A 26,417-nucleotide genomic window follows, 5' to 3' on the forward strand; every position below is an offset into this window, starting at 1 on the left:
CTTACTTTTTGTTTGCAGCATCCATTTTATCTTTTAACGCTTGTAAAGCCTCGTTAGCATCACCTAAAGTTGGTTTAGCTTCATCAGCTGCAGCAGATTGTCTTTTAACAGCTGCTTTTACATTACGTTGCTCTTCTTCTCTAAAGATTGCAGTGTGACTAGCAACAACTCTCTTAAATTCTTTATTGAATTCAATGATTTTAAATTCTGCTTCTTCACCTTTAGCAATTTTCTTACCGTCTTCTTTTTCTAAGTGACGAGTAGGAACAAATGCAGCAATATCTTCGTTAAAGTTAACAATTGCACCTTTATCTACAATCTCATCAACAGTTCCTTTGTGAACAGAGTCTAAAGCAAATTCAGTCTCATATTTATCCCAAGGGTTTTCTGTAGTTTGTTTGTGACCTAAACTAAGTTTACGTGCATCTACATCTAATTCTAACACCTCTACTTCTAAAGTTTCACCAACTGTTACAAACTCAGATGGGTGCTTAATTTTCTTAGTCCAAGAAAGGTCAGAAATATAGATTAAACCATCTATACCTTCTTCCATTTCTACAAACACACCAAAGTTAGTAAAGTTACGTACTATACCTTTGTGTCTAGAGTGTACTGGGTATTTAGAAGTAATATCAGTCCAAGGGTCTGGAGTTAATTGCTTAATACCAAGAGACATTTTACGGTCATCACGATCTAAAGTTAAGATTTGAGCTTCAATCTCATCACCAACTTTTACAAAATCTTGAGCTGAACGCAAGTGAGTAGACCAAGACATTTCAGAAACGTGTACTAAACCTTCAACACCTTCTGCAACTTCAATAAACGCACCGTAATCTGCAATAACAACTACTTTACCTTTAACTTTGTCACCAACTTTCATGTCTTCGCTAAGCGCTTCCCATGGGTGCTTCTCTAATTGTTTAAGACCTAATTGGATTCTAGATTTGTTATCATCAAAATCTAAAATTACAACGTTCATTTTCTGATCTAACTCAACTACCTCATTAGGGTGGTTAATTCTAGACCAAGAAAGATCTGTAATGTGGATTAAACCATCTACACCACCAAGGTCAATAAACACACCGTAAGAAGTAATGTTTTTAACAACACCTTCTAATACTTGTCCTTTTTCTAATTGACCAATAATTTCTTTCTTCTGCTCTTCAATATCAGCTTCAATTAAAGCTTTGTGAGATACAACTACGTTCTTAAATTCTTGGTTAATTTTAACAACCTTAAATTCCATGTTTTTACCAACATACTGATCGTAATCTCTAATTGGCTTCACGTCTATTTGAGAACCTGGCAAGAATGCTTCAATTCCAAATACATCTACGATCATACCACCTTTAGTTCTGCATTTTACAAAACCATTAACGATTTCTTCTTTTTCACAAGCATTATTAACTCTGTCCCAAGCCTTAATTGTTCTAGCTTTTCTGTGAGATAATACTAATTGCCCGCTTTTGTCTTCACGAATATCAATTAAAACCTCAACGTTGTCACCAACTTTAAGATCTGGATTGTAACGGAATTCGTTTAATGATATAACACCTTCAGATTTAGCATTAATATCAATAATAGCTTCACGCTCAGTTAAATGAACAACTTTACCTGTAACTACTTCTTCATCTGCAGTATCTACGAAGTTCTCAGCAACCATTGCTTCAAACTCTTCTAATTTAGAATCGTCTACGCGTTCAATTCCTTCTTCGTACTTGTCCCAGTCAAAACTTGCCAAAAATTCTTTTGGATCTTGCTTAGGTGTTGCAGCTTTTACTTCTGTTGCCTGTGTAGATTCCTCTACTTGGGCGTTGTTTTTCTCTTCAGCCATTTGCTGATTAAAATTTGTATTTTGCAGTGTTATAAGAGTTATACTACCACTACAAAAGATGTTATATAAGTTTCTTTTTATCCCTTTTCCTCTTATACTACCGTTAAAAAGGGCTGCAAAAATACAACTTATTCTCTAGTAATACAAACACTCTTTTTAACTAATTTTCAGGTAATTACAAAAACGGATTATTTTTTAAAGTTTTTTACTTTAAAATTGTTCTAAAATTTACTATATTGAGCATTATTAATTAACTATAAATAATAAACATTATGAGCGTAAAAGCGAAATACCAGTCTGTTTTAGATCTTGGAGAAAAATTAGCCATTAAAGACGGAGATGTAACTGAAGAAGGTGGCGTTTTAAAAATAAAAGGACAGGCTGCTACACAGTATGAAAAAAACTTAATTTGGGATAAAATTAAAGAAGTTGGTGGCGATAGCCCTGCAGACGTAAAAGCAAACATTACTGTTGCTGATGAATCTGTTTACCACAGACATACTGTTAAAGGTGGTGAGTCTTTAAGTAAAATTGCAAAGCACTACTATGGTGATCCTATGAAATACAAACAGATTTTTGAAGCTAACACAGATCTTTTAAAAAATCCTGACGTTATACACCCTGACCAAGTTTTGGTAATACCAAATTTATAAAATACAGTGGTTTAAAAAGAAAACGGCAATCTTACTTTAGATTGCCGTTTTTTTATTTTATTGTTTTTCTATAATTCGTAATGCATAATTATGCATGCGCTCAAATTGTTCTATAAGTCCCATATCACTATTATCAAACTCAATGGCATCTTTAGATAATATAAGAGGAGATTCTTTTCTGGTAGAATCTATATGATCTCTACTACGTACATTTTTTAAAACTTCATCAAAAGTAACATCGTCTCCCCTATCTAACAACTCTTTATAGCGCCTATGCGCCCTAGTTTCTGGAGAAGCCGTCATAAAAACCTTAAATTCTGCATCAGGAAAAACAACAGAACCAATATCTCTGCCATCCATAACAATGCCTTTTTCTTTGCCCATTGCCTTTTGCATTTCTACAAGCTTAGTACGTACTTCTTTTACAGCTGCTACTTTACTTACCTGACTAGATACCGCTAATGTTCTTATTTCTTTTTCTATATTTTCATCATTTAAATACATTTCTGAAAAACCTAACTTCTCATTATGTACAAACTTTAAATTAATGTTTGGCAATGCAGCAATAAGAGAATCAAAATCTTCACTAGTTTCAGACACAAAACCTTTTCTTATAGCGTATAAGGTAACTGCTCTATACATTGCGCCTGTATCTACATACACATAGCCAAGAGCTTTTGCTAATTGTTTAGCAATAGTGCTTTTTCCTGTAGAAGAATATCCGTCTATAGCTATTGTTATTTTTTTCATATTGATATACTTAAATAAGGCTATTTAAATTTAATTAAATAGCCTTTGGTAATCTAGATTTTTTTTGGATTCTTAACTTTTTGATCTGTTACAGCTATATCTATAACTTGACTCATATCTGTTACATAATGAAAAGTAAGTCCTTTTAAATATTCTTCTTTAATCTCTAAAATATCCCTACGGTTATCCTCACACAAAATTATTTCTTTAATTCTTGCTCTTTTAGCCGCTAATATTTTTTCTTTAATACCACCTACAGGCAATACCTTACCACGCAATGTAATTTCGCCTGTCATTGCTAAGCTCTTTTTAACCTTACGTTGTGTAAATAATGATACTAAAGAGGTTAACATTGTTACACCGGCACTTGGGCCGTCTTTTGGTGTTGCACCTTCTGGCACGTGAATATGCACATTGTATTTATCAAAAATATCATCTTTAATACCAAAATAATCTGCGTTAGATTTTATGTACTCTAAAGCTATGGTTGCAGATTCTTTCATTACTTTACCTAGGTTACCCGTAATATTCATAGCGCCTTTACCTTTAGATAAAATAGACTCTATAAATAAAATATCTCCACCAACACTTGTCCAAGCTAAACCAGTTACAACACCTGCAACATCATTATTCTCGTATTTATCTCTTTCTAGCCTAGCAGGTCCAAGAACTTTTTCTACAATTTCATTAGTTACTTTAACCTCATACTCTTCTTCTGTAGCTATAGATTTTGCTGCATAACGCACCATTTTAGCTATTTGTTTATCTAAAGTACGTACACCAGATTCCCTAGTGTAACCTTCAACAATTTTCTCTAATTGTGCTTTGCCTATTTTTAAATCTTTAGGCTTTAAACCGTGTTCTTTTAACTGCTTAGGTAACAAGTGCCTTTTAGCTATCTCTACCTTTTCTTCAATAGTATAACCAGATACGTTAATAATTTCCATACGATCTCTTAAAGCAGGCTGTATTGCACCAAGATTGTTTGCCGTTGCTATAAACATCACCTTAGACAAATCGTAACCAACTTCTAAGAAATTATCATAAAACTCATTATTTTGCTCAGGATCTAGAACCTCTAACATAGCAGAAGAAGGATCTCCTTGATGGCTGTTAGATAACTTATCTATTTCATCTAAAACAAAAACAGGATTAGAGTGCTCTGCTTTTTTAATATTTTTTAAAACTCTACCTGGCATTGCACCAATATAAGTTTTACGGTGTCCTCTAATTTCAGACTCATCTCTTAAACCACCTAAAGACATTCTAACATAACTTCTACCTAAAGCTTCTGCTATAGATTTACCTAAAGATGTTTTACCCGTACCAGGAGGTCCGTACAGACATAAAATTGGAGATTTCATATCATTACGCAATTTTAAAACCGCTAAATACTCTATAATTCTCTTTTTTACATCTTCTAAACCGTAATGATCTCTATCTAATATTTTTTGAGCCGCTTTTAAATCAAACTTATCAGTAGAATACTCGCCCCAAGGCAAACTAACAAAAAAGTCTAGGTAATTACGCTGTATTGCATATTCCGCTACTTGCGGATTCATACGTTGCATTTTACTTAACTCTTTATTAAAATACTCTCTTTCTTTTTTGGTAAACTTTTTGTTTTTAGCTTTCTCCCTAAGTTCTGCCAACTCATCTTCTGCTGTAGCGCCACCACCCAATTCTTCTTGTATGGTTCTCATTTGTTGGTGTAAAAAATACTCTCGCTGTTGGCGATCCATATCTGTACGTACCTTAGACTGAATGTCGTTTTTTAACTGCAGCTTTTGCATTTCAACATTCATAAACTTTAAAGTAGCTAATGCTCTTTCCTTTAAATTCTCTATCTCTAACAACTCTTGTTTATCTTTAACCGGCAGCCTTAAGTTAGATGAAACAAAGTTTATTAAAAATGAATTACTTTCTATATTTTTTATGGCAAAAGATGCCTCACTAGGTATGTTAGGACTCTCCGATATTACCTTTAAAGCCATATCTTTTATAGACTCTATAATGGCTTTAAACTCTGGCGTATCTTCCTCTGCCCTAACTTCACTAGCCTCACGTACAGTTGCTGTCATATAAGGCTTTTCTGTTAGCACTTCTGCAACCTCAAACCTTTTTTTACCTTGTATTATAACAGTAGTATTACCATCTGGCATTTTTAGTACACGTAAAATTCTAGCAACGGTACCTAAAGTATGAATATCATCTATACCAGGGTTTTCGGTTTCTTCATCCTTTTGTGCCACAACACCTATAACCTTAGATCCTTCATTAGCATCTTTAATTAAGTGTATGGAAGCATCTCTGCCTGCTGTAATTGGCACAACTACACCCGGAAAAAGCACCGTATTACGGAGCGGTAAAATTGGTAACATCTCTGGCAATTGTTCTTTGCTCATTTCTTCCTCGTCTTCAGGTGTTAATAATGGTATAAGCTCTGCTTCTTCATTAATACCTTGTAGCGCCAAATTGTCAAATTCTGAATCTCGCATAATTATATTTCAGTCATTCTGTCATAAAATAAAAACAGAAATCTATTATTTAAATTTAGTTATTTTTATAAATACATTGCAAAAGCCCTTATTACGTGGCTTGCGCGTTACTTTTATCGCCTATATAAAGTCAATTCTTATGCCAATACCAAATAGATTTAAAAAAAATTGTAACAAATAGCCTAATCTATCATCTATAAAACAAACCATACATTTTTTTGAGCCAACAAAAAGAACATATCAATGCTTTATTGCTACAATGCAAAGAAGGTAAGCAAAGTGCACAACTAGAGATTTATAATAGGTATTATAAAGCAATGCACAATACTGCATACCGTATTGTAAAACACAGCGCCGAAGCAGAGGATATAATGCAAGAATCGTTTTTAAGTGCCTTTACAAAATTACACACCTATAAAGGTGAAGTAGCTTTTGGGGCTTGGTTAAAACGAATAGTAATTAACAATAGTATTTACCAATACAGAAAGCAACAAAAAAACACAGAAGTTGCTTTAGACGATATAATGCACAGGGTCAAAGATAATGATAGTAGTACAATAGATAATGGTGAAACACAATTGAAGGCTCAAAAAGTGATGGACGCCATGAAACAATTGAAAGACAGTTATAGAATTTCTTTGACCTTACATTTAATTGAAGGGTATGACTATGAAGAAATAAGTGAAATAATGAATATTAGCTATGCAAATTGTAGAACTACAATTTCTAGAGCTAAAGAAAGTTTGCGTAAACAATTAACTAGCGCTTGTATATGAAAAACAATATAGACATAGATAATTTATTTCAAGAGTTAAAAGGTAGTTTTGACACTCAAGAACCAAGTAGCACACACACTACTAATTTTATAGAGAAACTTAACACTAGTAAGAAAAGAAATAATAAACGCTCTTGGAAACCATTTGCTATTGCAGCATCTATAGCTTTTTTGTGTGCAATAGGTTTCTCATATTTTTATCAAAAGCAAACCACTAACAAGCAAATTGCAGAAATAGCCCCAGAAATAACTGAAACCAAGTTTTACTTTGCTAGTTTAATTAATAATCAGGTTAACGAACTAAAAAAAGAAACGTCTCCTAGTACTAAAAAAATTATAGATGACACACTTTTACAACTTAATAAATTAGAAAATGACTATAAAAAACTAGAACAAAACCTTATAAACGGCGGCAACACAAAACTTATACTAAGCGCCATAATAACCAATTACCAAACCAGAATAGATCTTATTAAAGATGTTATGGAACAAATTGATACTATTAAAAATTTAAAGAACTATAATGATGAAAATTTTACACTATAAGATTATAACTTTACTCTTACTTACCACTCCTTTTTTAAGTACTGCCAATAATGACAAAGGCAAATACACAAAAGAAAAAACCATCATAAAAAACTTTACTGTTAATGCAAATGCATTACTTAAAGTTAACAACAAATACGGCAACCTTAATATTACTTCATGGGATGAAAACCGTATAGAAATAGAAGTACACATTAAAACCAGTGGAAATAATGAGGAAAAAGTACAGCGTAAATTAGACAATATTACCGTAAATTTTGAAGGGTCTAGCAGTATAGTTTCTGCAAAAACCAACATAGCAAAAAGTAGCAGTTGGGGCTGGGGAAATAGCAATAACGTTAATATGCAAATTAACTATACTATTAAATTACCTGTTAAAAATAATATTGACTTAACTAACGATTACGGCTCTATTACTTTAGATAGGATTGATGGACACGCTACTATAAATTGTGATTATGGCAGACTAGATATTGGCGAGCTTAGAGGACGGAACAACAATTTAAATTTTGATTATACCTCTAAATCCGAAATAGGTTACGTTAATAGTGCTAAAATTGATGCAGATTACTCTGGATTTTCTATTACAAAAGCTGGTAATCTAGATTTAAATACAGATTACACTAGCGCCGCTATATCCAAAATGGATAATTTAGTTTACAATAGCGACTATGGTAGTCTATCTGTAAATGAAGCTCAAAATATAAAAGGTATTGGCGACTATATTAGCGTAAAACTCGGAAAAATAAATGGAAACATAACTTTAGATGCCGATTATGGTTCTATAAAAATTGATGAGCTCACTGGAAGTGCTGGCAACGTTACCATTAATGCAGATTATACAGGGGTTAAAGTAGGTTACCATGCTAGTTACAATTTTAATTTTAATTTAAAATCTGCTTACGGAGGAATTAACGGTGTAGACAATTGCAACATAAGCTTAAAAGAAGTTAAAAACTCACAAAAAAATTATAAAGGCTCTTGCGGATCAGAAAACAGCAATAACTTTGTAAACATAAATACAGAATACGGAAGCATATCTATACATAAAAATTAACAAGAACATACACTATGAAAAAAATATTAACACTTAGCTTAGCCTTAACTTTAGCATTTACAGCAAATGCTCAATGGGGAAAACGTGTAAAAGGAAACGGAAATATTATTACAGATTCTAGAAACGTAGGCGATTATGAAGCCATTTCTGTTTCTGGCTTTTTTGATGTAGAATTAATTGAAGGTACAGAAGGAAAAATTACACTAAAAGGCGATGAAAACATATTAAACCATATTAAAACCGAAGTAAAAAATGGAAAGCTTGTAATTAAAGCTGAAAAAGGGATGAATTTATCTCCGTCTAGAAATAGTAAGTTACTAGTTACAGTACCTGTAGAACATATTAATGAAGCTACTCTATCTGGCTCTGGTGATATAGTTGGCAAAACAACTATTGTTAGTAATACTTTTGAAACCAGCATTTCTGGTTCTGGTGATATCAATCTAAAAGTTAAAGCTAAAGAACTTAAAGCTACAATGTCTGGCTCAGGAGATATAAACCTTAGTGGTTCTGCTACAGACTTTACTGTTAGAGTATCAGGTTCTGGAGATATTTCTGCTTATGATTTAGAAGCAGATTATGTTAAAGCCCTTGTATCTGGATCAGCAGATATTAAAGTAACAGCAAAAGAAACTATAGATGCCAGGGTATCTGGATCAGGAGATATTAAATACAGAGGAAATCCTAAAAAAATAGAAAGTAAAACTTCTGGTTCTGGTGGTGTTTCTAAAGGATAAAGAATTATAAAAAAAGAGAGGTTATTAGCTACAACCTCTCTTTTTTTTTACCTCTTAAAGCTTTTACTTTTATTTACACGTAATAATAACACCACACCGGCTATAAAAAATATAGCTAAAAATACAATAGCATTACGCATACTACCTGTAACTTGCGCAATAAAACCATACATAAATGTACCTATAACAATACCTATTTTTTCTGCAACGTCATAAAAACTAAAAAATGAAGTAGTATCTTTAGTATCCGGTAAAAACTTAGAATAAGTAGATCTAGACAATGCTTGTATACCACCCATTACCAAACCTACACAGCCGGCTCCTATATAAAAATCTATAGGTGTTACCATAAAAAATGCATAAACACATATTATTACCCACAATATATTTACTACTGCAAGTGTTTTTACATTTCCAAACTTTTTAGATGCTGCCGCTGTTACTAATGCTCCCAGTATAGCAACTATTTGTATTACTAAAATACTAACTATTAAACCTGTTGTGCGCTCTTTGTCTGTTCCCCAAGCTATTTCTTCTTCTCCAAAGTAAGTAGCAATTAACATTACTGTTTGCACAGCCATACTATACACAAAAAAAGCAATCAAATATCGTTTTAATTTAACTTGACTACCAAGTTGCCCCCAAACTCCTTTTAATTCCTTAAAACCATTTAAAATTACATTTGTACGGTCGCCCTCTTGCTTATTTCCTTTAGGCAAGTAGTAAAATGTATACTGACTAAAAATTATCCACCAAATACCAACTGTAACAAAGGAGTATTTCATTGCTTTAAGCTCAGCCAAACCATTAGTATCTGTTTCAATACCAAAAATTTCTGGCCTCATAACCATAAGTAAATTAAAAAGTAATAATAACACACTACCTGCATAGCCCATAGAAAAGCCTTTAGCACTAATAGCATCCATTTGCTCTGGATGCGCAACATCTGGCAAATAAGAATTATTTATTGCAAAACTTACCCAAAAACCAACAAGTCCCATAAAAAAGCAAAGTAATCCAAAATATATATTCTCTAATGAAAACCAATACAAACCAATACAAGACACACCTCCTAAATAACAAAAGAATTTCATAAACATTCTTTTATTACCTAAATAATCTGCAACACCAGAAATTAAAGGAGTAATAATAGCTATAAAAACAAACGCTAATGATGTGGTGTAACTAATTAAAGGAGCCCTGGCAATTTCACCTCCAAAAACAGTTACCTTTTCTATGTTTGCAGATCTAAACAAAGCGCCATAAAAAATAGGAAATATAGCAGATGCTATTACCAAACTATAAACCGAATTTGCCCAATCATAAAAAGCCCAGGCATTTAATAGTTTTTTACTTCCTTTTACTAATGCAATACTAGTCATATAAAAAAATTAGAGCTGTTCAAATTTTGTTTTGAACAGCTCTAATATACAATTATTAATGAATTTTACTTTTACGCCAATGTTACTTAAAAGAAGTTACTCCAAATTTTTTAGCTTCTTCCTTTGCTGCCGGTGCCCATTGGGTTAAATTATTTATTCTTGTATCATTAGATGGGTGTGTACTCATAAATTCTGGCTGAGATTGTCCTCCACTATTAGCTTTCATTCTTTTCCAAAGCTCCGCAGCTTCATCTGGGTTGTATCCAGCAATTGCCATAATTTGTAAACCAATACGGTCTGCCTCTGTTTCATGACCTCTACTAAATGGTAGCATTACACCTACTTGAGACCCTACTCCATATGCTTGGTTAAATGTATTTCTTGCCGCATCATCTTTTATTAAAACATTACCTGCAACAGCTCCTATTTGCTGAAACTGTCCTGCTGTCATACGCTGTGCACCGTGATCTGCTAACGCATGAGCCACCTCGTGCCCCATAACAACAGCTATACCAGTTTCATCTTGACAAATTGGTAAAATACCTGTGTAAAAAACAATTTTACCACCTGGCATACACCATGCATTTACAGTTGCATCATCTACCAAATTATACTCCCACTTATAATCTTTTAAATAACCCGGATAGCCGTTTGCCGTTAACCAACGTTCTGCAGCAGAGGCTATACGCTGGCCTACAGAAGCAATCATTTTAGCTTCAGAAGTACCCTTTATAGTTTTATTTTCATTTAAAAATTGATCGTATTGTGCAAAAGCAGTAGGAAATATTGAACTGTTAGGATACATATTCAATGTTTTTTTTCCTGTAAACGGATTTGTTTTACATGCAGAAACTGCTAAGAAAATAGTTAATACTAAAAATATTTTTTTCATAATAGTAATGTGTTTAGTGTGTTTTTAAAAATACAAAAATATTCTATGTCTTAATAATATCATAGATAATATCTTAATTGTTTAGTTTAATTACAAAATAAATTCTCTAATTTTAAATTTGGAACGCTTTTTGAATAATTCAAAAAAAGAAAAACGAAACAAATTATATATTATGAAAAAAATTACCTTAGTAGTAGCAGCAATATTTGCAATAGTTTTAACGGCTTGTAGCGGGTCTGATGGAATTGACGGTGTAGATGGATTAGATGGTGTAAACATTACAGGAAGTATATATGAAGTTACCGGAACTTTCTCTGATGATAATAATTATGAATTAAACTTTGAATTCCCTAACACTGTTGAAGTTTTTGAATCTGACGTTGTTTTAGTGTATATTTTATGGGAACAAGTAGATGGTACGGACGGACAACCTATAGACGTTTGGCGTTTAATGCCACAAACTAGATTGTTAGATCAAGGTACTTTAATCTATAATTACGATCATACTTTTGTAGACGCTAGGTTCTTTTTAGAATCGGACTTTGATTTAGGTACCCTGAGCACTGCAGACACGGCAAACCAAACATTTAGAGTTGCTATTTTACCTGCAGAAGCTGTAAATGGTAAATTAGATACTGGTAATATTAATGACGTTATGGGCATTTTAGATACTAAAGAAGAAAATATCATACACGTTTCTTTATAGTAAGAATACTGTACAATACAACTAGCCTCTGCTTTTAAAAGCAGAGGCTTTTTTTATGTCTTACATTTGATAGGAATTGCGTTTAAAATCGACTAAATTTGAATAACCTTAAAATATAAAGATGATGTATAAAAAATTACTAATTTTAAGTGTAGTAGCCCTATTTTTAAGTTGCAAAGGAAACTCGCAAAAAACAAAGGAAGCAACAAAAAAACAAACCTTAGCTAAAGTTGAAAAAACAGATGCAGAATGGAAAAAAGAATTAACTCCGTTACAATATAATGTATTGCGTAAAGCGGGTACAGAACGTGCTTTTTCTAGCGAACTATTAAATATTAAAGAAAAAGGAATTTATAGTTGTGCTGCATGCAATACACCTTTATTTAAAAGCGAACATAAATTTAAATCTGGTACGGGTTGGCCAAGTTTTGACAGACCTATAAAAGGTAATGTAGCTTTTGATGTTGATTATAAAATTGGATATAAACGTACAGAAGAACATTGCGCTGTTTGTGGCGGACATTTAGGTCACGTTTTTAATGATGGACCAAAAACAACAGGAGAAAGACACTGTATTAACGGTGCTGCTTTAAAATTTACACCTACAAAATAATGAGTAAAAAATATACAGTAGAAAAAACCGATAAAGAGTGGAAAGAACAGCTTTCTGCACAATCTTATAATGTTTTAAGAAACAAAGGAACAGAATATCCTCATACTGGTGAATTTAATCTTCATTTTAAAGATGGAAGCTACAATTGTAAGGGGTGTAATGCTAAACTTTTTGAAGCAGACCATAAATTTGAAAGTGGTTGCGGCTGGCCTTCTTTTGATGAAGCAGTAAAAGGCGCTATTGAATACATAAAAGACACTAGCCATGGTATGACAAGAATAGAAACCGTTTGTGCTAATTGTGGCGGACATTTAGGTCACGTTTTTGATGATGGCCCACAAGAAACTACTGGGCAACGTTACTGCATAAATTCTGCTAGTTTAAATTTTAATCCGTCTTAAAAAAAAATAAAAATGAGTTTTGTTGATGACTATAAAGAAAGTATGTTGTTTGAGTTTAACCGAAACAAAACAATGGCTGAAAAAACATTTAACCAACTTACCAATGAACATTTGCATTGGACTTATGGCGAGGCAGACAATAGTATAGCTATAATTGTTAAACATATGGTAGGTAATATGCTTAGCAGGTGGACAAACTTTTTTACAGAAGACGGAGAAAAAGAATGGCGCAATAGAGAATCCGAGTTTGTTGCTCTATACCAAAATAAGGAAGAAATGCTACTACACTGGAACAAAGGCTGGGATTGCTTATTTGCTGCAATAGATAGTATAAACGAAGACAATTTTAATACTAAAATTAAAATTAGAGCTGTAGAGCATTCGGTTATGGCAGCAGTAAGCAGGCAATTAGCACATTACGCAGGGCATATTGCACAAATTGCATACATTGGTAGAATGTTAAAGGGTAAAGAGTGGCAATCTTTATCTATACCTGCAGGAAAATCTAACGAATTCAACAAAAAAATGTTTGGCAAATAAATAATACTACTTGCTTAAGCTTTTGTAAAATGTTTCTCTAATTTTTTCTGCAGATATAAAGCTCCAAGCATAAGTGGCATCAAACTTTGCTGTAATAGCATTATTGGCCATTACTTGCTCTAAACTTTTACCCGCGTTAATCTCTTTTTTTACACTAACATAAATAGCTTCTAACATTAAAATGTAGTTTTCTAATTCCTTTTTATTAGATAATTTTCCGTGTCCAGGGATAATTTTAGTATCCTCGTTTGCTAAAATTGAAGCTTTTTTTAATGCATTTATATAACCAACTACACTACCTCCACGGTTTAAATCTATATATGGATATTTACTAGAAAAGTACGTATCTCCCATATGTAGCACGTTATTTTTGCTAAAATAAATTTGTGCATCACCATCTGTATGTGCATTGTGTACGTGCGTTGCCATAATAGTTTCATCTGCGTCATAAAATAACATTGCATCTGAAAATGTAATTTCTGGCAATTTCTTATATGCGGTAACAGAATCTAATTTATTAGTAGAAACAACTTCTTTATTTTCTTCTATTAAACGCTCTCTAACCTTTTGGTGTGCAACAATAGTAGTTGTTTTATCATTAAAATTTGAATTACCGCCAGTGTGGTCTCCGTGCATATGTGTATTTAGCAAATACGCAATTGGCTTAGTGGTTATACTTTTAATTGCTTGTTTTATTTTAAGACTCAATCTACTAAATTGGTCATCAATCATAAACACATAATCTTCTCCTATATAAACACCTATATTACCACCTTGTCCAGTTAACATATACATTTGAGGAGTAAGTTTTTCTACTGTAATATGTACATCTGTACTCTGGCCATGAGTACCTATTACGAACAGTAAAAGTGATAGTAAAAAACCAAATTTTAATGTTTTCATCTTTAAATAATGTTTGTTTTATGTGTAAAATATAAAGATAAGTACTAAAAAGTTAGTAATATGTTATTATTCATATTTATAGATTTAGGTAATTGCTAATTGCTAATTGGTTTTGTACATTTGTGTGATTAAAATTAGAGACAAAAAAAAGTATATATATGAGCAATTTTGATGTTATTGTTTTAGGTAGTGGACCTGGTGGTTATGTAACTGCTATTAGAGCTTCACAATTAGGTTTAAAAACAGCTATAGTAGAAAAAGAAAGTTTAGGCGGTGTATGTCTAAATTGGGGTTGTATCCCTACCAAAGCATTAATTAAATCTGCTCAGGTTTTTGAGTATTTAAAGCACGCGGGAGACTATGGTTTAAATGCTGAAAATGTTGATAAAGACTTTGGTGCAATTATTAAGCGTAGCCGTGGGGTTGCAGAAGGTATGAGCAAAGGAGTTCAATTTTTAATGAAAAAGAATAAAATTGAAGTCATTAATGGTTACGGTACCTTAAAAGCTGGTAAAAAAGTATCTGTTAAAGATGCTGATGGTAAAGAAACTGAGTACAGTGCAGACCACATTGTTGTTGCAACTGGTGCACGTAGTAGAGAGTTACCAAGTTTACCGCAAGATGGTAAAAAAATTATAGGATATAGAGAGGCAATGTCTTTACCTGAACAACCTAAAAAAATGGTAGTCGTTGGTAGTGGTGCAATAGGTATGGAGTTTGCATACTTTTACAACTCTATAGGTACAGAAGTTACTGTGGTAGAGTATTTACCTAATGTAGTACCTGTAGAAGACCAAGATATATCTAAACAATTAGAGCGTAGCTTTAAAAAAGCAGGTATAAAAGTAAAAACTTCTTCAGAGGTTACTAAAGTAGATACTGCAGGCAACGGAGTTAGTGTTTACGTAAAAACTAGCAAAGGAGAAGAAATTATACAAGCAGATGTGGTATTGTCTGCAGTAGGTATTAAAACTAACATAGAAAACATAGGTCTAGAAAACGTTGGTATTGCTACAGACAGAGATAAAATTATGGTAAATGATTATTACCAAACAAATATACCTGGCTATTACGCAATTGGAGACGTTACTCCAGGACCAGCTTTAGCTCACGTTGCTTCTGCAGAAGGTATTCTTTGTGTAGAAAAAATAGCAGGTATGCACGTAGAACCTATAGATTATGGAAACATTCCTGGTTGTACATACTGTATTCCTGAGGTTGCTTCTGTTGGTTTAACAGAAAAACAAGCAAAAGAAAAGGGGTTTGATTTAAAAATAGGTAAATTCCCATTCTCTGCTAGCGGAAAAGCTAAAGCTTCTGGTACACCAGATGGTTTTGTAAAAGTTATTTTTGATGCTAAATATGGCGAGTGGTTAGGTTGCCATATGATTGGTGCTGGCGTTACAGATATGATTGCTGAAGCAGTTGTTGCACGTAAACTAGAAACTACTGGTCATGAAATACTAAAAGCTATACACCCACACCCAACAATGAGTGAAGCTGTTATGGAAGCCGTAGCAGATGCTTATGACGAGGTTATACACTTGTAATAGTAATTAAACTTACACATACAAAGCCTAAAGTCTAAGCGTATTTTACACTTAGGTTTTAGGCTTTTTTAAATATTAAAATATGATTAAAGCATTTAGACTTGTTGCTATACTAGAAGGAATATCTTACCTGTTATTATTTGGTGTTGGTATGCCTTTAAAATATATGGCTGGCATTAAAGATCCTAATATTTATATTGGTAATGCACACGGTGTACTATTTATAGCTTATGCTATATTGGCATTTTTTGTTTGCAGAGAAAAAAATTGGGGAATAAAAAGGTATGCCATTTTATTTATAGCCTCCCTGCTACCCTTTGGAACTTTTTACATTGAAGAAAAATATTTTAGCCCTAAAGCCTTAAAAGCGTAGGGCTTTTTTTATTTATTAGGAAGAAGATCGCAATACCAAAAGGAAGTATCCCAAGTAGTATCCTCATCTTTTTTAAAGCAATTGTCATCTTTGCTCGTAGTTGGTGCATATCCTTTTTGCACCTTCTCTCCTATTGTAAAACTTACTGGTTGCTTAAAAATAGGACCATCATACACAAATGTATGAAACTCTCCGTTTTCTCCGCAAGGATCTACATTCTCTGGCAAATCATTAAAAAAACTTTCATTAACCTCTCTACCAACAAAAGATTCATCTAGTAATTTAGCATTTACACAAACTGTAATTGCTTTAAACCCCAATTGCAATAACTCTTTAAGCAACTCTTTTGTGTCATGTTTCCAAAGCGGAAAAACACCCTTAACACCAACCTCTTGCAATTTATCTTCTCTATATTTTTTTAAATCTTCTAAAAAAATATCTCCAAAAACTGCGTGTGTATAACCTTCTGTAATTAAACCTTGTATTGTGGTTTTCATAACCTCATTATAGCTAGACATAGACACATCTGCATTTAACTTAATAGTCTGTAAAGGCAAGCCAATTGCCTTTGCTTGCGCCTCTAAAAGGGGTAAACGTAAACCGTGCATAGACACTCTATTAAATGTAGAGTTTACAGAAGTTACAAGTCTATCTACTTTATACGTTTTAAACTGTTGCATCTTATACAATGCCAAAGCAGAGTCCTTACCACTACTCCAGTTAAAATATGTTTTATGCATTACGGGTATTATTTTGATGCTAAAAAACTCTGTATGGCCAAGTCATAACTTTGCAAGCCAAAACCAAGTATTACACCTTTAGCAACAGGAGATATATAAGATTGATGACGAAATTCTTCACGCCCAAATGTATTAGAAATATGCACTTCTACAACAGGTGTTTTTATAGCTTTTATAGCATCTCCAATACCAATGGATGTATGCGTATATGCAGCTGCATTTAAAACAATACCATCATAAGAAAAACCAACTTCTTGTATTTTGTTTATAAGCTCACCTTCTATATTAGACTGGTAATAGCTAAGCTCAATATTTATAAAGTTACCTTGCAGCTTAGCAAAGTAATCTACAAACGTTGTATTGCCATATATTGTTGGCTCTCTTTTACCTAAAAGGTTTAGGTTTGGTCCGTTAATTATAAGTATTTTCATAGGGTAAAAATACTAAATATTACGCATAAAAAAAGGAAGCCAATTGGCTTCCTTTTAAATATTCCATTTCAGTTATTTTTACAACTGAAACATAAATCCTATATTAAAAGTAGATGCATTTATATCATCTTCTAAACTAATACCAGCGTAAGATAAGTTAAGCTCTATTGCATCTGCAATTCTATACCCTAATTTAGGACGGTAATAAAAACCACCATCATTATTATCACTTAAACCAACTGCGTAACCTAAATCTGTACCTACAGAAAAATCTTCTGTAACCATAAATTTAGCAACAGCTGCAATCGGTAAAAAAGTAACTGCATCAACATCATTTTTCATAAAGTAATGAGAATAACCTAACGTACCACCAGCATAAAAAGTTTCTGAAACAGCACCTAAATACTGAGCATCTACTCCAATATTAAAACTAGAGAAACCATCAATATCCCCCATAGGAATACCTAAATTAACTCCTGCTCCAAAACCTTCTTGAGCTTGTGCACTAAAAGCAAATCCTAGAGCTGCAATAGCTACAATAAATAACTTTTTCATAAATAATAATTTTAATTTTTAGTTTATAATTATAGCATAAACTTAATTAAATAATTTAATTGACTTACACAAAAAGTAGTATTTATATTAATTTATAAATTATTTAACAAAATTAGTTCATAAAAAAAGCTGCCTAAAATATTAGGCAGCTTTTAATACTATTAGTAAATTTTTGCTTAGAAATGTAAAGCGAAACCAATTTGGAATTGAAAAACATCCTCATCAGTATAATCATCATTCATAGTAATGTTGTAACGTAAACCTGGCTCAATACTAACATTTTCCCCTAAGAAAATAGCATAACCACCTTGTAAACCTAAATAACTTGGGTTCTCATCAAAATCTTTAATACTAGCGCCAGAATAATCTATTTGTACAGGAATCATACTAGCAATGTAATATTTAGCACCAACTTTATAAGTAAATACAGAAAAATCTTCACCTAAGTCTTGGTAACCTAAACCAACCTTTACAGCTAAATCATCAGCAACAAAATAACCTCCTTCTGCACCTAAAGACCAAGTAGTTTCACCATCTACAGATGACAAACCAAATCCTGTATTAGCAGCACTAACAGCACCAAAACCAGTGTTAGCTTCAATTAACCATTTACCTTGAGCAGTTTGACCACCGTTAGTAGAAGTAGCTGCATCTTGTGCTTGTGCAGCAAAAGTAAATCCTAGAGCTGTGATAGCTACAATAAATAACTTTTTCATAAAAATAATTTTAATTTTTAGTTTATAATTATGCAGTAAACATAGATTGTTAATTTTGTTTACTTACAATGTTTGTTGTGTAAATGTAAGTATTTGTTATGAACTAAAAACACCAAAAATAGGGGTTTAAAAACTCTTTTTTTATCCAAATTATTAACTTAATTTTAACCTATATGAAATGGAGGCAGGGATTAACTGATTATCAACACTTTCTAAAAATAGAACGTGGATTAATGGACAATTCTATTACAAACTATGTTTTAGACGTGGAAAAATTAATTACATTTTTAAACAAAAAAAACATCTCCGAATCTCCTATTTCTATCTCCAAGGAAACTACACAGCAATTTATTTATGAAATCTCAGCAGAAATAAACCCTAGGTCGCAAGCAAGAATTATATCTGGCCTAAAAAGTTTTTTTAATTATTTAATTTTTGAAGATTACAGAGCAGACAATCCTATGGATTTAATAGAAGCTCCAAAAATTGGAAGAAAGTTACCAGACACCTTGTCTGTTGAGGAAATTAATAGTTTAATAGATGCAATTGACCTAAGTAAACCAGAAGGTGAACGCAACAGAGCAATGCTAGAAACATTATACGGCTGCGGTTTGCGCGTATCTGAACTTACCAACTTAAAATTATCTGATTTATTTTTTAAAGAAGACTTTATAAGAGTTACAGGAAAGGGAGACAAACAACGTTTTGTTCCTATTAGCAACATTAATAAAAAGTACATTAACATATATAAGGATGAAATAAGAAATCATCTAAACATAAAAAAAGGGTTTGAAGATATTTTATTTTTAAACAGAAGAGGTAGGCAATTAACCCGTGCTATGATTTTTACTATTATTAAACAATTAGCAGAAACCATTGGCTTAAAAAAAACAATTAGTCCACACACCTTACGCCACTCTTTTGCAACACATCTTTTAGAAAACGGAGCAGATTTAAGAGCTATACAACAAATGTTAGGTCATGAAAGTATTACAACAACTGAAGTATACGTACATATAGACAGAAAACACTTAAGCCAAGTTATTGAAAACTACCATCCTAGAAAATAATTATAAAAATTTGTAACAAGTACAAGTTTACAACTACTAACAAGTAACAACTACCAACTTAAAAAGTGAGCAAAGAATTAGAACATGCTTTTGTTACAGAACTAGAGAACAACCAAAATATTGTTCATAAGGTTTGTACGCTGTACACTAATGACAAGGATGCTCATAATGATTTGTTTCAAGAAATAACGATACAGCTATGGAAAGCTTATCCTAAGTTTAGAGGCGACTCTAAATTTAGTACCTGGATGTATAGAGTTTCTTTAAATACTGCCATTACATTATACAGAAAATCTAAAAGAAAAGTTAGTACACAAAGCTATGAGTCTGTAATTTTTAAAATTAAGGCAGATGAATATGATGAGACAGAAGAATTACAACTAAAACTTATGTATAAAGCTGTAAAGCAGCTTGGTGACATAGACAAAGCATTGGTTTTTCTTTACCTAGAAGATAAGGATTATACAGAAATATCTGAAACATTGGGTATATCCGAAGTTAATGCTAGAGTAAAGATGAACAGAATAAAGAAAAAATTAAAAACCATTTTAAATCCTTAATTATATGGATGAATTGGATATCTTAAAAAAAGATTGGCAAAAAAAAGGAGATGAACTTCCTAAATTGTCATACAATGATATTTACAAAATGATATGGAAGAAATCTTCCTCTATTGTAAAGTGGATATTTATAATTAGTATTTTAGAATTTGTATTGCCAAACCTACTTTTTCTATTTCCTGGTACACGAGAACACCTGCTTAAAATGTACTACGGTAATAGCTATGGCACATTTTTTATGGTGATTAGTTTTTTACAATACCTAGTAATTTTTTATTTTATTTTTCAGTTTTACAAAAGGTATAAAGAAATATCTGTTTTAGATGACTCTAAAACGCTTATGAAAAATATTATACGTACAAGAAAAACTGTTAAGTACTATGTTATTTTTAGTTTAGGAATGTTATTATTTATAATGCTGGCGCAAGCACTTACTGTTTATTTTGATCCTAATATGCTTGTAACGGTTTACCAACAGGAATTACCTCCTAATATAACTCCAGATAAATTTAAATCTATAATGGTAATTACCTTTGTAATTGTAGCATTAGCAACTACAGCTCTTTTTGCTTTAATATACTTTTTGCTTTATGGCTTGTTACTTAAAAAATTAAACAAAAATTATTTTGAGCTAAAAAAAATGGAAATTTAAACCAAACACAAACCTTATAACCAAAAAACCATCTGAATTTTACAGATGGTTTTTGTTTTATTATAATTAAAAAAAACTAATCTAGTTTCCACTTTCTAAGTTCATTTTCTTCTTCTAGCGCTTTTAAATCTGCCTTAGAAATAACTTTTAAATAAGATGGGTCTTGCTCTATAGCGTGCCCTAACCTATCTATAATAGACTCAAAAGAATCGTTTTCATAATCTATATCCAATGGCTCCTTAATTACCATAGATTGTAAAATACCTTTTTTCTTAACTCTTAAGCCTTTTTTATCAAAAGACCTTCTAAAACCATCTATTACAACGGGAACAACTATTGGCTTATATTTTTTTATAATATGCGCTGTACCCTTGCGTAAAGGTTTCCAAGGTGTTGTTGTACCTTGAGGAAAGGTAATAACCCAACCATCTTCTAATGCAGTTCCAATGTTAGATATGTCACTCATTTTTACTTGTCTCTTAACATCTTGTCCATCTGCACGCCAAGTGCGTTGTATACTAATAGAACCTGCATAAGCCAAAATCTTAGTTAAAAGACTTTTTTTCATAGTTTCTGCAGCAGCAACATAATACATATTAAGTTTTGGTTTCCAGATGTAACCAATATTTTTAATATTATCTTCTCTACCGCTTAAACTAGCATTAAAAACGTGAAACATAGCCACCACATCTGCAAAATAAGTTTGGTGGTTAGATACAAAGAGAACTCCTTTATCTGGTAGGTCTCTAAGTATTTGTGATCCTTCTATTTCTAATTTATTAAACCCTTTGTATCTGCGGTGCGTTATAACAGCCGCAACTCGTATTAACCATTTTTTTAAAAATAGTATATGCCCAAAAGGATTCTTTTTAAATAAACCCATAATTATTATTGTGTTGCCAAATCTACAAATTTATATAACTATAACAATTGTTTTAATAGCTCTTTAAGCTCACTCATTATCATTGCCGTTGCTCCCCAAACAACATAACCATTTAATTTAAAGGCAGGTACATCTATATTTACTGCATACGAAGTGGTTAAATTTTGAGTGCTAATTTTACTATCATCCATAAAGTCTTGTAAAGAAACTTCAACTAAATGCTCAACTTCAGACTCCTGAATTACAAAAGGAGTAGGATTAGGATACAAGCCTATGTAGGGTTGTACTTCAAAATTACTTGGCGGTATGTATATAGAAGACAACTCACCCATTACTTTAACCTTACTTATAGGCACACCAACCTCTTCATAGGTTTCTCTTAAAGCCGTATACAGTAGGTTTTCATCTTCTTTTTCTACTTTACCACCAGGAAAACCAACTTGGTTAGAGTGTACACCTTTATAAGTTTTACGCAACATTAATAATAAATTTGTACTTTTATCTTTTGCCGGATAAAACAATGCCATAACAGCTGCTTTACGTGCTTGTTCACGTTGCTTTTTCATTCTTTTTAACTCATCAATTCTAATAGATGGAGCCATTTTATTATGTGATTCTTCACCCAATAAAGGAAGATTCTTTATTTTTGAAATTCTTTTGGTAAAATCATCAAAATTCATGAATACAAAGATACTATCTTACGCTATACTATTATTAATTTTTACTGTTGGTTGCAACAACGCATCAAAAACACAACAAAAAGTTAAACAAACTGAAGTTAAAAAAGACACTGTTGCTATTGACAGTTCTAAAGTTACTAAAAAAGAAGAAAAATTTGTACTTACTGAAGAAAATGCAATACCTTTTTTTTACGAGTACAACAAAACATTAAAAGAAGATAAGGTAAAAATTACAACTAACCTTGGCAGTTTTACTCTTCAATTATTTGATAATGTGCCATACCACAAGGCTAACTTTATTTATCTAACAAAAAAAGGATATTTTAATGATACCTATTTTCATAGAGTGGTTAAAAATTTCATTATTCAAGGCGGTAATGCCGACAATATTAAAACAGCAAAAAAAAGAGGTGAAATTGGCAGGTACCTATTACCACCAGATACAAAAAAAGGGCACAAACATCATAGAGGTGTAATATCTATGCCTAGTAGTGAGAATGATAATCCGCATAAACTAGCTTCTCCTTACGAATTTTTTATTGTGGTAACCAAACCGGGATCATATCATCTAGATAAAGATTATACTCCTTTTGGTAAAGTTATTAAAGGTATGGATGTTGTAGATTTAATTAACAGGCAACCCGTAGGTGAAGGTGATTGGCCAAAAAAAAACATTTTTATTGTTAAAGCAGAGGTGGTAAATTAATTATTTTTATGCTCTACAGGAGGATAAATTGTAGGTAAGGCTATTTTAAATTTAACTGCAAGCAAACGCACAGTTATAACAATTAAAATGCAAATAACGTGTATGTAATTTGGTTTAATTGGTAACTTAATAAGTAAAAAGTAACTACTAGCCCCTATTATACAAGCTGTTGCGTATACCTCTTTTCTAAATATAACAGGTATTTCATTACATAAAATATCTCTTATAACACCTCCAAAACATGCGGTTATTGTACCAACAACAACACACATTACCGGTAACAAGTTTGCATCTAACCCTTTTTCTACACCAGCTAAAGTATACAATCCAATACCAATAGTATCAAACAAAAACAAAGACGTTCTTAAGTATTTTAATTGTTTTCTAAACAATATAGATAAAACTACTGTAATTAAAATGGTGTAAATATAAATTGGCTGTAGTAGCCAAGTTACTGGTGTATTTCCTAATAATAAATCACGTAAAGTACCACCTCCAACAGCCGTTACAAAGGCAACTATAAAAACCCCAAAAGGGTCTAGCTTTTTATCCATTGCAACTAAAACACCAGATATAGCAAATGCTATGGTTCCTAAAATATCTATAACCAAATAAAACATATGCTATAATTCTTGTGTGTAGTAAATGTAATCTTTTATAACAGTGTCTACAAAATCTAAAGGTTTTTGAGTTGTAGTTATATTGGTTACTTCTTTTATTTTATTAGATAAAGTTACAATTACATTATGATCTCCGTTACGTTTTGCAGAAGAGTACAACTCTTTTATGGTTTGCATTTCTGGATCTTTAAAAACAGTAACTTGTGGGTAACTTGGCTTGTACATTTCTGGCAAGTTAGCAAGCATTGTGTCTTGCAATTTTACTTTTTTCTTTTCAGTAATTACTGTAGTACCAGCTGCTATATCTCCCAAACGCTGCCCGTTACCTCTTAATAAAATTGTAAGTACTGCAACACCTCCTGTAGACAAGGCAACATCTACAATACGCATAATCCAACGTATAAAATAACTAGAGAAATTTGGCTTAGAACCATCTAATTTAACTACTCTAATAGACATTATTTTTTTACCTACCGTAGAGCCATTCATGAAATACTCTAGCATTAAATAGTAGAAGAAAGATGGCAATGTTACAATTAAATATAAATGCCACATGTCTTCAAAAGCTAAGTTCATATATACCAGTAAAAGAATCATTAGCAACGTATAAACAAAAATAACAATGCTATCTATAATATAGGCTAGCATCCTATCACCCAAATGTGCAGCATTTTGATGAATGCTAATATTTTGAGCTGTTTCTATTTGAATTTCGTTCATATTTTAGTTTCTTTGGTACAAATCTTAAAAGCCAATGCGCGAAGCTGCCTTTGTAAAGCAAAATAAAGACAAATGGACTACTTTTGAAAGTGTCCTGGCAAAGAAAACGGAAATTGACCCAAACAAATTGTCTGATTTGTATATAGAAATTACCGATCACCTTAGCTATGCTAAGACTTTTTACCCTGGCAGCAACACTGCTTTTTTTTTAAATTCTTTGGCTTCAGAGGCACATCAAAAGATTTATAAAACAAAAAAAGAGCCAAAAAACAGAATAATCAGCTTTTGGAAAACAGAATTTCCTACACTATTTTATCACAATCGTCGTGAATTACTAATTGCATTTCTTGTTTTCACTTTTTTTTCTGCAGTAGGAGTTTTCTCTGCTGCTAATGATGGAGATTTTGTTAGATCTTTTTTAGGTGATTCATATGTAAATATGACCTTAGAAAATATTGCTAATGATGACCCTATGGCTGTGTACAAACAACAGAGTGAATTTAAAATGTTTTTAGGTATAACCATCAATAATATAAAAGTTGCAATTATGGCTTTTATTTATGGAATTTTACTTGGCATTGGATCTCTATTTATTATGATGCAAAATGGTATTATGCTAGGTAGTTTTCAGTATATGTTTTATGAAAAAGGCCTGCTTTGGGAGTCTGCACGTACAATTTGGATTCATGGTACTATAGAAATATCTGTAATTATAATTGCTGGCTGTGCCGGACTTGTTTTAGCTAAAGGAATTCTTTTCCCAGGGACATATACAAGGTTAGAATCTTTTAAACGAGGAACTGTAAACGGCCTAAAAATAATGCTATCCACAGTACCTTTCTTTATCATTGCTGGATTTTTAGAAGGCTTTGTAACCAGACATACAGAAATGCCAGACTGGCTTGCAATATTAATTATAACAAGCTCGTTAGCTTTAATTTTATATTATTACGTTATTTACCCTTATTTATTACACAAAAAAACCAACCATGCAGAACAATAATTATGTAGAGTTTAAAAAGAAAAGAGACTTAGGTGAGATTTTAGGAGATACTTTTGCTTTTTTAAGAACTCAGTTAAAACCTTTTTTTAATACTTTCTTTAAAATTGCCGGACCCTATTTAGTAATATTTTTAATTTGCAATGCCTTTTATGCTTATACGGTAGGAGGGCTAATGAATTTTAATATTGAAAGCTCTAACGAAGTAACTAATGTTTTAATGATTTTTGTTGCTGCATTGGTATTTATTTTATCTATGGGAGCAGCTTATGCAATGGCACAGTCTGTTACCTTACATTATATAAAAAATTATGTAGAAAATAATGGAGTAATAAATTTTGACAAAATTAAATCTGAGGTTTACAGCACATTCTGGAAATTTATTGGATTAGCTTTTTTAGTTGGTATATGTATTATTATTGGATTTATGCTTTGTTTAATACCAGGAATATATTTGTATGTACCTCTAACCTTATCTTTTAGTATTTTAATTTTTAATAAAAAACCTGTTGGTGATGCTTTTAGCTATAGTTTTACACTAATTAAAGATTATTGGTGGATAACATTTGCCACTATGCTTGTTGTTGGTATTGTTGTTGCCGTAGCAGGTTACGCATTTAGTGTACCTTCTGCAATTTATATGTATGCAAAAATGGGCGTATTTTCTGCAGAAATAGACCCTAGTAATATGGGAGGCACTTTATTAGACCCAATAGGAATAGCAATAAATACTATAACGGCTTTATTTCAATATCTATTAAGTATTATAACTGTTGTTGCTGGCGCTTTTATATATTTTGATTTAAACGAAAGAAAAAATTTAACGGGTACTATGGAGCGTATTCAAAATTTGGGTAATTCTACCAATCTTTAA

General features: G+C 32.0%; 31 protein-coding genes. 17 read left to right on the forward strand and 14 right to left on the reverse strand.

Annotated elements, in window-relative coordinates; genetic code table 11:
• Window position 1: 1 nt before the first annotated feature.
• On the reverse strand, window positions 2–1,834 hold the full coding sequence (gene rpsA / locus BFJ87_RS00435; protein ID WP_077398544.1) for a 30S ribosomal protein S1: 1,833 nt from the start codon (window positions 1,832–1,834) through the stop codon (window positions 2–4).
• Between the two features lie 272 nt (window positions 1,835–2,106).
• On the opposite strand from rpsA, the gene BFJ87_RS00440 reads away from it, so the two are divergent.
• Window positions 2,107–2,487: a LysM peptidoglycan-binding domain-containing protein gene (locus tag BFJ87_RS00440; protein WP_077398546.1), complete on the forward strand. Its 381-nt coding sequence runs from the start codon at window positions 2,107–2,109 to the stop codon at window positions 2,485–2,487.
• A 57-nt stretch (window positions 2,488–2,544) separates the two neighbouring features.
• Here BFJ87_RS00440 and cmk read toward each other — a convergent pair whose 3' ends face one another.
• Both cmk and lon read right to left on the reverse strand, forming a co-directional pair.
• Window positions 2,545–3,237 carry a (d)CMP kinase gene (gene cmk / locus BFJ87_RS00445; protein ID WP_077398548.1) on the reverse strand — a complete coding sequence of 231 codons (693 nt, stop codon included), beginning with the start codon at window positions 3,235–3,237 and terminating at the stop codon, window positions 2,545–2,547.
• A 53-nt stretch (window positions 3,238–3,290) separates the two neighbouring features.
• Window positions 3,291–5,735, reverse strand: a complete 2,445-nt coding sequence (gene lon, locus BFJ87_RS00450; protein WP_077398550.1) for an endopeptidase La — start codon at window positions 5,733–5,735, stop codon at window positions 3,291–3,293.
• Window positions 5,736–5,953: 218 nt separating this feature from the next.
• On the opposite strand from lon, the gene BFJ87_RS00455 reads away from it, so the two are divergent.
• Genes BFJ87_RS00455 through BFJ87_RS00470 form a run of 4 tightly spaced genes read left to right on the forward strand, consistent with a single transcriptional unit; the run spans window position 5,954 to window position 8,850 of the window.
• The gene (locus tag BFJ87_RS00455) at window positions 5,954–6,511 is read left to right on the forward strand and encodes an RNA polymerase sigma factor (protein ID WP_077398552.1); all 558 of its coding nucleotides are present in this window, start codon (window positions 5,954–5,956) and stop codon (window positions 6,509–6,511) included.
• Window positions 6,508–7,056, forward strand: coding sequence for a hypothetical protein (locus tag BFJ87_RS00460; RefSeq protein WP_077398553.1), 549 nt, complete (start codon window positions 6,508–6,510; stop codon window positions 7,054–7,056). The genes BFJ87_RS00455 and BFJ87_RS00460 overlap by 4 nt, the downstream gene beginning before the upstream one ends.
• Window positions 7,037–8,113 (forward strand): DUF4097 family beta strand repeat-containing protein, encoded by a 1,077-nt coding sequence (locus tag BFJ87_RS00465; RefSeq protein WP_077398555.1) that lies wholly within the window; start codon window positions 7,037–7,039, stop codon window positions 8,111–8,113. The genes BFJ87_RS00460 and BFJ87_RS00465 overlap by 20 nt, the downstream gene beginning before the upstream one ends.
• Before the next feature lie 14 nt (window positions 8,114–8,127).
• Complete coding sequence (locus BFJ87_RS00470) at window positions 8,128–8,850, forward strand: head GIN domain-containing protein (RefSeq protein ID WP_077398557.1); 723 nt, start codon at window positions 8,128–8,130, stop codon at window positions 8,848–8,850.
• A 47-nt stretch (window positions 8,851–8,897) separates the two neighbouring features.
• Here BFJ87_RS00470 and BFJ87_RS00475 read toward each other — a convergent pair whose 3' ends face one another.
• Window positions 8,898–10,232: an MFS transporter gene (locus BFJ87_RS00475; RefSeq protein ID WP_077398559.1), complete on the reverse strand. Its 1,335-nt coding sequence runs from the start codon at window positions 10,230–10,232 to the stop codon at window positions 8,898–8,900.
• An 82-nt stretch (window positions 10,233–10,314) separates the two neighbouring features.
• Window positions 10,315–11,124: a M48 family metallopeptidase gene (locus tag BFJ87_RS00480; RefSeq protein WP_077398561.1), complete on the reverse strand. Its 810-nt coding sequence runs from the start codon at window positions 11,122–11,124 to the stop codon at window positions 10,315–10,317.
• A 172-nt stretch (window positions 11,125–11,296) separates the two neighbouring features.
• Here BFJ87_RS00480 and BFJ87_RS00485 point away from each other — a divergent pair, with 172 nt between their 5' ends.
• The 4 genes from BFJ87_RS00485 (at window position 11,297) to BFJ87_RS00500 (ending at window position 13,384) form a co-directional block, all read left to right on the forward strand.
• Entirely contained in the window at window positions 11,297–11,830 is a 534-nt protein-coding gene (locus tag BFJ87_RS00485; protein WP_077398563.1) for a hypothetical protein, read from the forward strand.
• A gap of 124 nt (window positions 11,831–11,954) precedes the next feature.
• On the forward strand, window positions 11,955–12,443 hold the full coding sequence (msrB, locus tag BFJ87_RS00490; RefSeq protein WP_077398773.1) for a peptide-methionine (R)-S-oxide reductase MsrB: 489 nt from the start codon (window positions 11,955–11,957) through the stop codon (window positions 12,441–12,443).
• Window positions 12,443–12,844 carry a peptide-methionine (R)-S-oxide reductase MsrB gene (gene msrB, locus BFJ87_RS00495; RefSeq protein WP_077398565.1) on the forward strand — a complete coding sequence of 134 codons (402 nt, stop codon included), beginning with the start codon at window positions 12,443–12,445 and terminating at the stop codon, window positions 12,842–12,844. The genes msrB (BFJ87_RS00490) and msrB (BFJ87_RS00495) overlap by 1 nt, the downstream gene beginning before the upstream one ends.
• A 12-nt stretch (window positions 12,845–12,856) precedes the next feature.
• Window positions 12,857–13,384 carry a DUF1572 family protein gene (locus BFJ87_RS00500; RefSeq protein ID WP_077398567.1) on the forward strand — a complete coding sequence of 176 codons (528 nt, stop codon included), beginning with the start codon at window positions 12,857–12,859 and terminating at the stop codon, window positions 13,382–13,384.
• A gap of 6 nt (window positions 13,385–13,390) precedes the next feature.
• On the opposite strand, the gene BFJ87_RS00505 is transcribed toward BFJ87_RS00500, so the two are convergent.
• Complete coding sequence (locus tag BFJ87_RS00505; protein WP_077398569.1) at window positions 13,391–14,287, reverse strand: MBL fold metallo-hydrolase; 897 nt, start codon at window positions 14,285–14,287, stop codon at window positions 13,391–13,393.
• A 158-nt stretch (window positions 14,288–14,445) separates the two neighbouring features.
• Here BFJ87_RS00505 and lpdA point away from each other — a divergent pair, with 158 nt between their 5' ends.
• Together lpdA and BFJ87_RS00515 are read left to right on the forward strand one after the other, a co-directional pair.
• Window positions 14,446–15,837: a dihydrolipoyl dehydrogenase gene (gene lpdA / locus BFJ87_RS00510; protein WP_077398571.1), complete on the forward strand. Its 1,392-nt coding sequence runs from the start codon at window positions 14,446–14,448 to the stop codon at window positions 15,835–15,837.
• Between the two features lie 82 nt (window positions 15,838–15,919).
• Window positions 15,920–16,210, forward strand: a complete 291-nt coding sequence (locus tag BFJ87_RS00515; RefSeq protein ID WP_077398573.1) for a DUF3817 domain-containing protein — start codon at window positions 15,920–15,922, stop codon at window positions 16,208–16,210.
• 8 nt (window positions 16,211–16,218) lie between these two features.
• Here BFJ87_RS00515 and BFJ87_RS00520 read toward each other — a convergent pair whose 3' ends face one another.
• The 4 genes from BFJ87_RS00520 to BFJ87_RS00535 form a co-directional block, all read right to left on the reverse strand.
• Complete coding sequence (locus BFJ87_RS00520) at window positions 16,219–16,950, reverse strand: Dph6-related ATP pyrophosphatase (protein ID WP_077398575.1); 732 nt, start codon at window positions 16,948–16,950, stop codon at window positions 16,219–16,221.
• An 8-nt stretch (window positions 16,951–16,958) separates the two neighbouring features.
• Complete coding sequence (aroQ, locus tag BFJ87_RS00525; protein ID WP_077398577.1) at window positions 16,959–17,381, reverse strand: type II 3-dehydroquinate dehydratase; 423 nt, start codon at window positions 17,379–17,381, stop codon at window positions 16,959–16,961.
• 78 nt (window positions 17,382–17,459) lie between these two features.
• A complete protein-coding gene (locus BFJ87_RS00530; protein WP_077398579.1) occupies window positions 17,460–17,936 on the reverse strand; it encodes an outer membrane beta-barrel protein in 477 nt (158 codons plus the stop codon).
• A gap of 176 nt (window positions 17,937–18,112) precedes the next feature.
• Window positions 18,113–18,652 (reverse strand): hypothetical protein, encoded by a 540-nt coding sequence (locus BFJ87_RS00535; protein ID WP_077398581.1) that lies wholly within the window; start codon window positions 18,650–18,652, stop codon window positions 18,113–18,115.
• A 173-nt stretch (window positions 18,653–18,825) separates the two neighbouring features.
• Here BFJ87_RS00535 and xerD point away from each other — a divergent pair, with 173 nt between their 5' ends.
• From xerD to BFJ87_RS00550, 3 genes are all read left to right on the forward strand, one after another.
• A complete protein-coding gene (gene xerD, locus BFJ87_RS00540) occupies window positions 18,826–19,722 on the forward strand; it encodes a site-specific tyrosine recombinase XerD (RefSeq protein WP_077398583.1) in 897 nt (298 codons plus the stop codon).
• Between the two features lie 65 nt (window positions 19,723–19,787).
• On the forward strand, window positions 19,788–20,282 hold the full coding sequence (locus BFJ87_RS00545) for an RNA polymerase sigma factor (protein ID WP_077398585.1): 495 nt from the start codon (window positions 19,788–19,790) through the stop codon (window positions 20,280–20,282).
• Between the two features lie 4 nt (window positions 20,283–20,286).
• Window positions 20,287–20,934, forward strand: coding sequence for a hypothetical protein (locus BFJ87_RS00550; RefSeq protein WP_077398587.1), 648 nt, complete (start codon window positions 20,287–20,289; stop codon window positions 20,932–20,934).
• 76 nt (window positions 20,935–21,010) lie between these two features.
• Here BFJ87_RS00550 and BFJ87_RS00555 read toward each other — a convergent pair whose 3' ends face one another.
• Both BFJ87_RS00555 and BFJ87_RS00560 read right to left on the reverse strand, forming a co-directional pair.
• Window positions 21,011–21,817 carry a lysophospholipid acyltransferase family protein gene (locus BFJ87_RS00555; protein WP_077398589.1) on the reverse strand — a complete coding sequence of 269 codons (807 nt, stop codon included), beginning with the start codon at window positions 21,815–21,817 and terminating at the stop codon, window positions 21,011–21,013.
• A 38-nt stretch (window positions 21,818–21,855) separates the two neighbouring features.
• Entirely contained in the window at window positions 21,856–22,497 is a 642-nt protein-coding gene (locus BFJ87_RS00560) for an NUDIX hydrolase (RefSeq protein ID WP_171974443.1), read from the reverse strand.
• On the opposite strand from BFJ87_RS00560, the gene BFJ87_RS00565 reads away from it, so the two are divergent.
• A complete protein-coding gene (locus BFJ87_RS00565; protein ID WP_077398591.1) occupies window positions 22,496–23,203 on the forward strand; it encodes a peptidylprolyl isomerase in 708 nt (235 codons plus the stop codon). The genes BFJ87_RS00560 and BFJ87_RS00565 overlap by 2 nt on opposite strands.
• On the opposite strand, the gene BFJ87_RS00570 is transcribed toward BFJ87_RS00565, so the two are convergent.
• Both BFJ87_RS00570 and BFJ87_RS00575 read right to left on the reverse strand, forming a co-directional pair.
• Window positions 23,200–23,823 (reverse strand): trimeric intracellular cation channel family protein, encoded by a 624-nt coding sequence (locus BFJ87_RS00570; protein ID WP_077398593.1) that lies wholly within the window; start codon window positions 23,821–23,823, stop codon window positions 23,200–23,202. The two genes, BFJ87_RS00565 and BFJ87_RS00570, sit on opposite strands and share 4 nt — an antisense overlap.
• Before the next feature lie 3 nt (window positions 23,824–23,826).
• A complete protein-coding gene (locus BFJ87_RS00575) occupies window positions 23,827–24,543 on the reverse strand; it encodes an RDD family protein (RefSeq protein ID WP_077398595.1) in 717 nt (238 codons plus the stop codon).
• 34 nt (window positions 24,544–24,577) lie between these two features.
• On the opposite strand from BFJ87_RS00575, the gene BFJ87_RS00580 reads away from it, so the two are divergent.
• Both BFJ87_RS00580 and BFJ87_RS00585 read left to right on the forward strand, forming a co-directional pair.
• Entirely contained in the window at window positions 24,578–25,546 is a 969-nt protein-coding gene (locus BFJ87_RS00580; protein ID WP_077398597.1) for a stage II sporulation protein M, read from the forward strand.
• Window positions 25,533–26,417: a YciC family protein gene (locus BFJ87_RS00585; RefSeq protein ID WP_077398599.1), complete on the forward strand. Its 885-nt coding sequence runs from the start codon at window positions 25,533–25,535 to the stop codon at window positions 26,415–26,417. Before BFJ87_RS00580 ends, BFJ87_RS00585 begins: the two co-directional genes overlap by 14 nt.

Source organism: Cellulophaga omnivescoria (genome assembly GCF_001999725.1).
Taxonomy (GTDB): Bacteria; Bacteroidota; Bacteroidia; order Flavobacteriales; family Flavobacteriaceae; genus Cellulophaga; species Cellulophaga omnivescoria.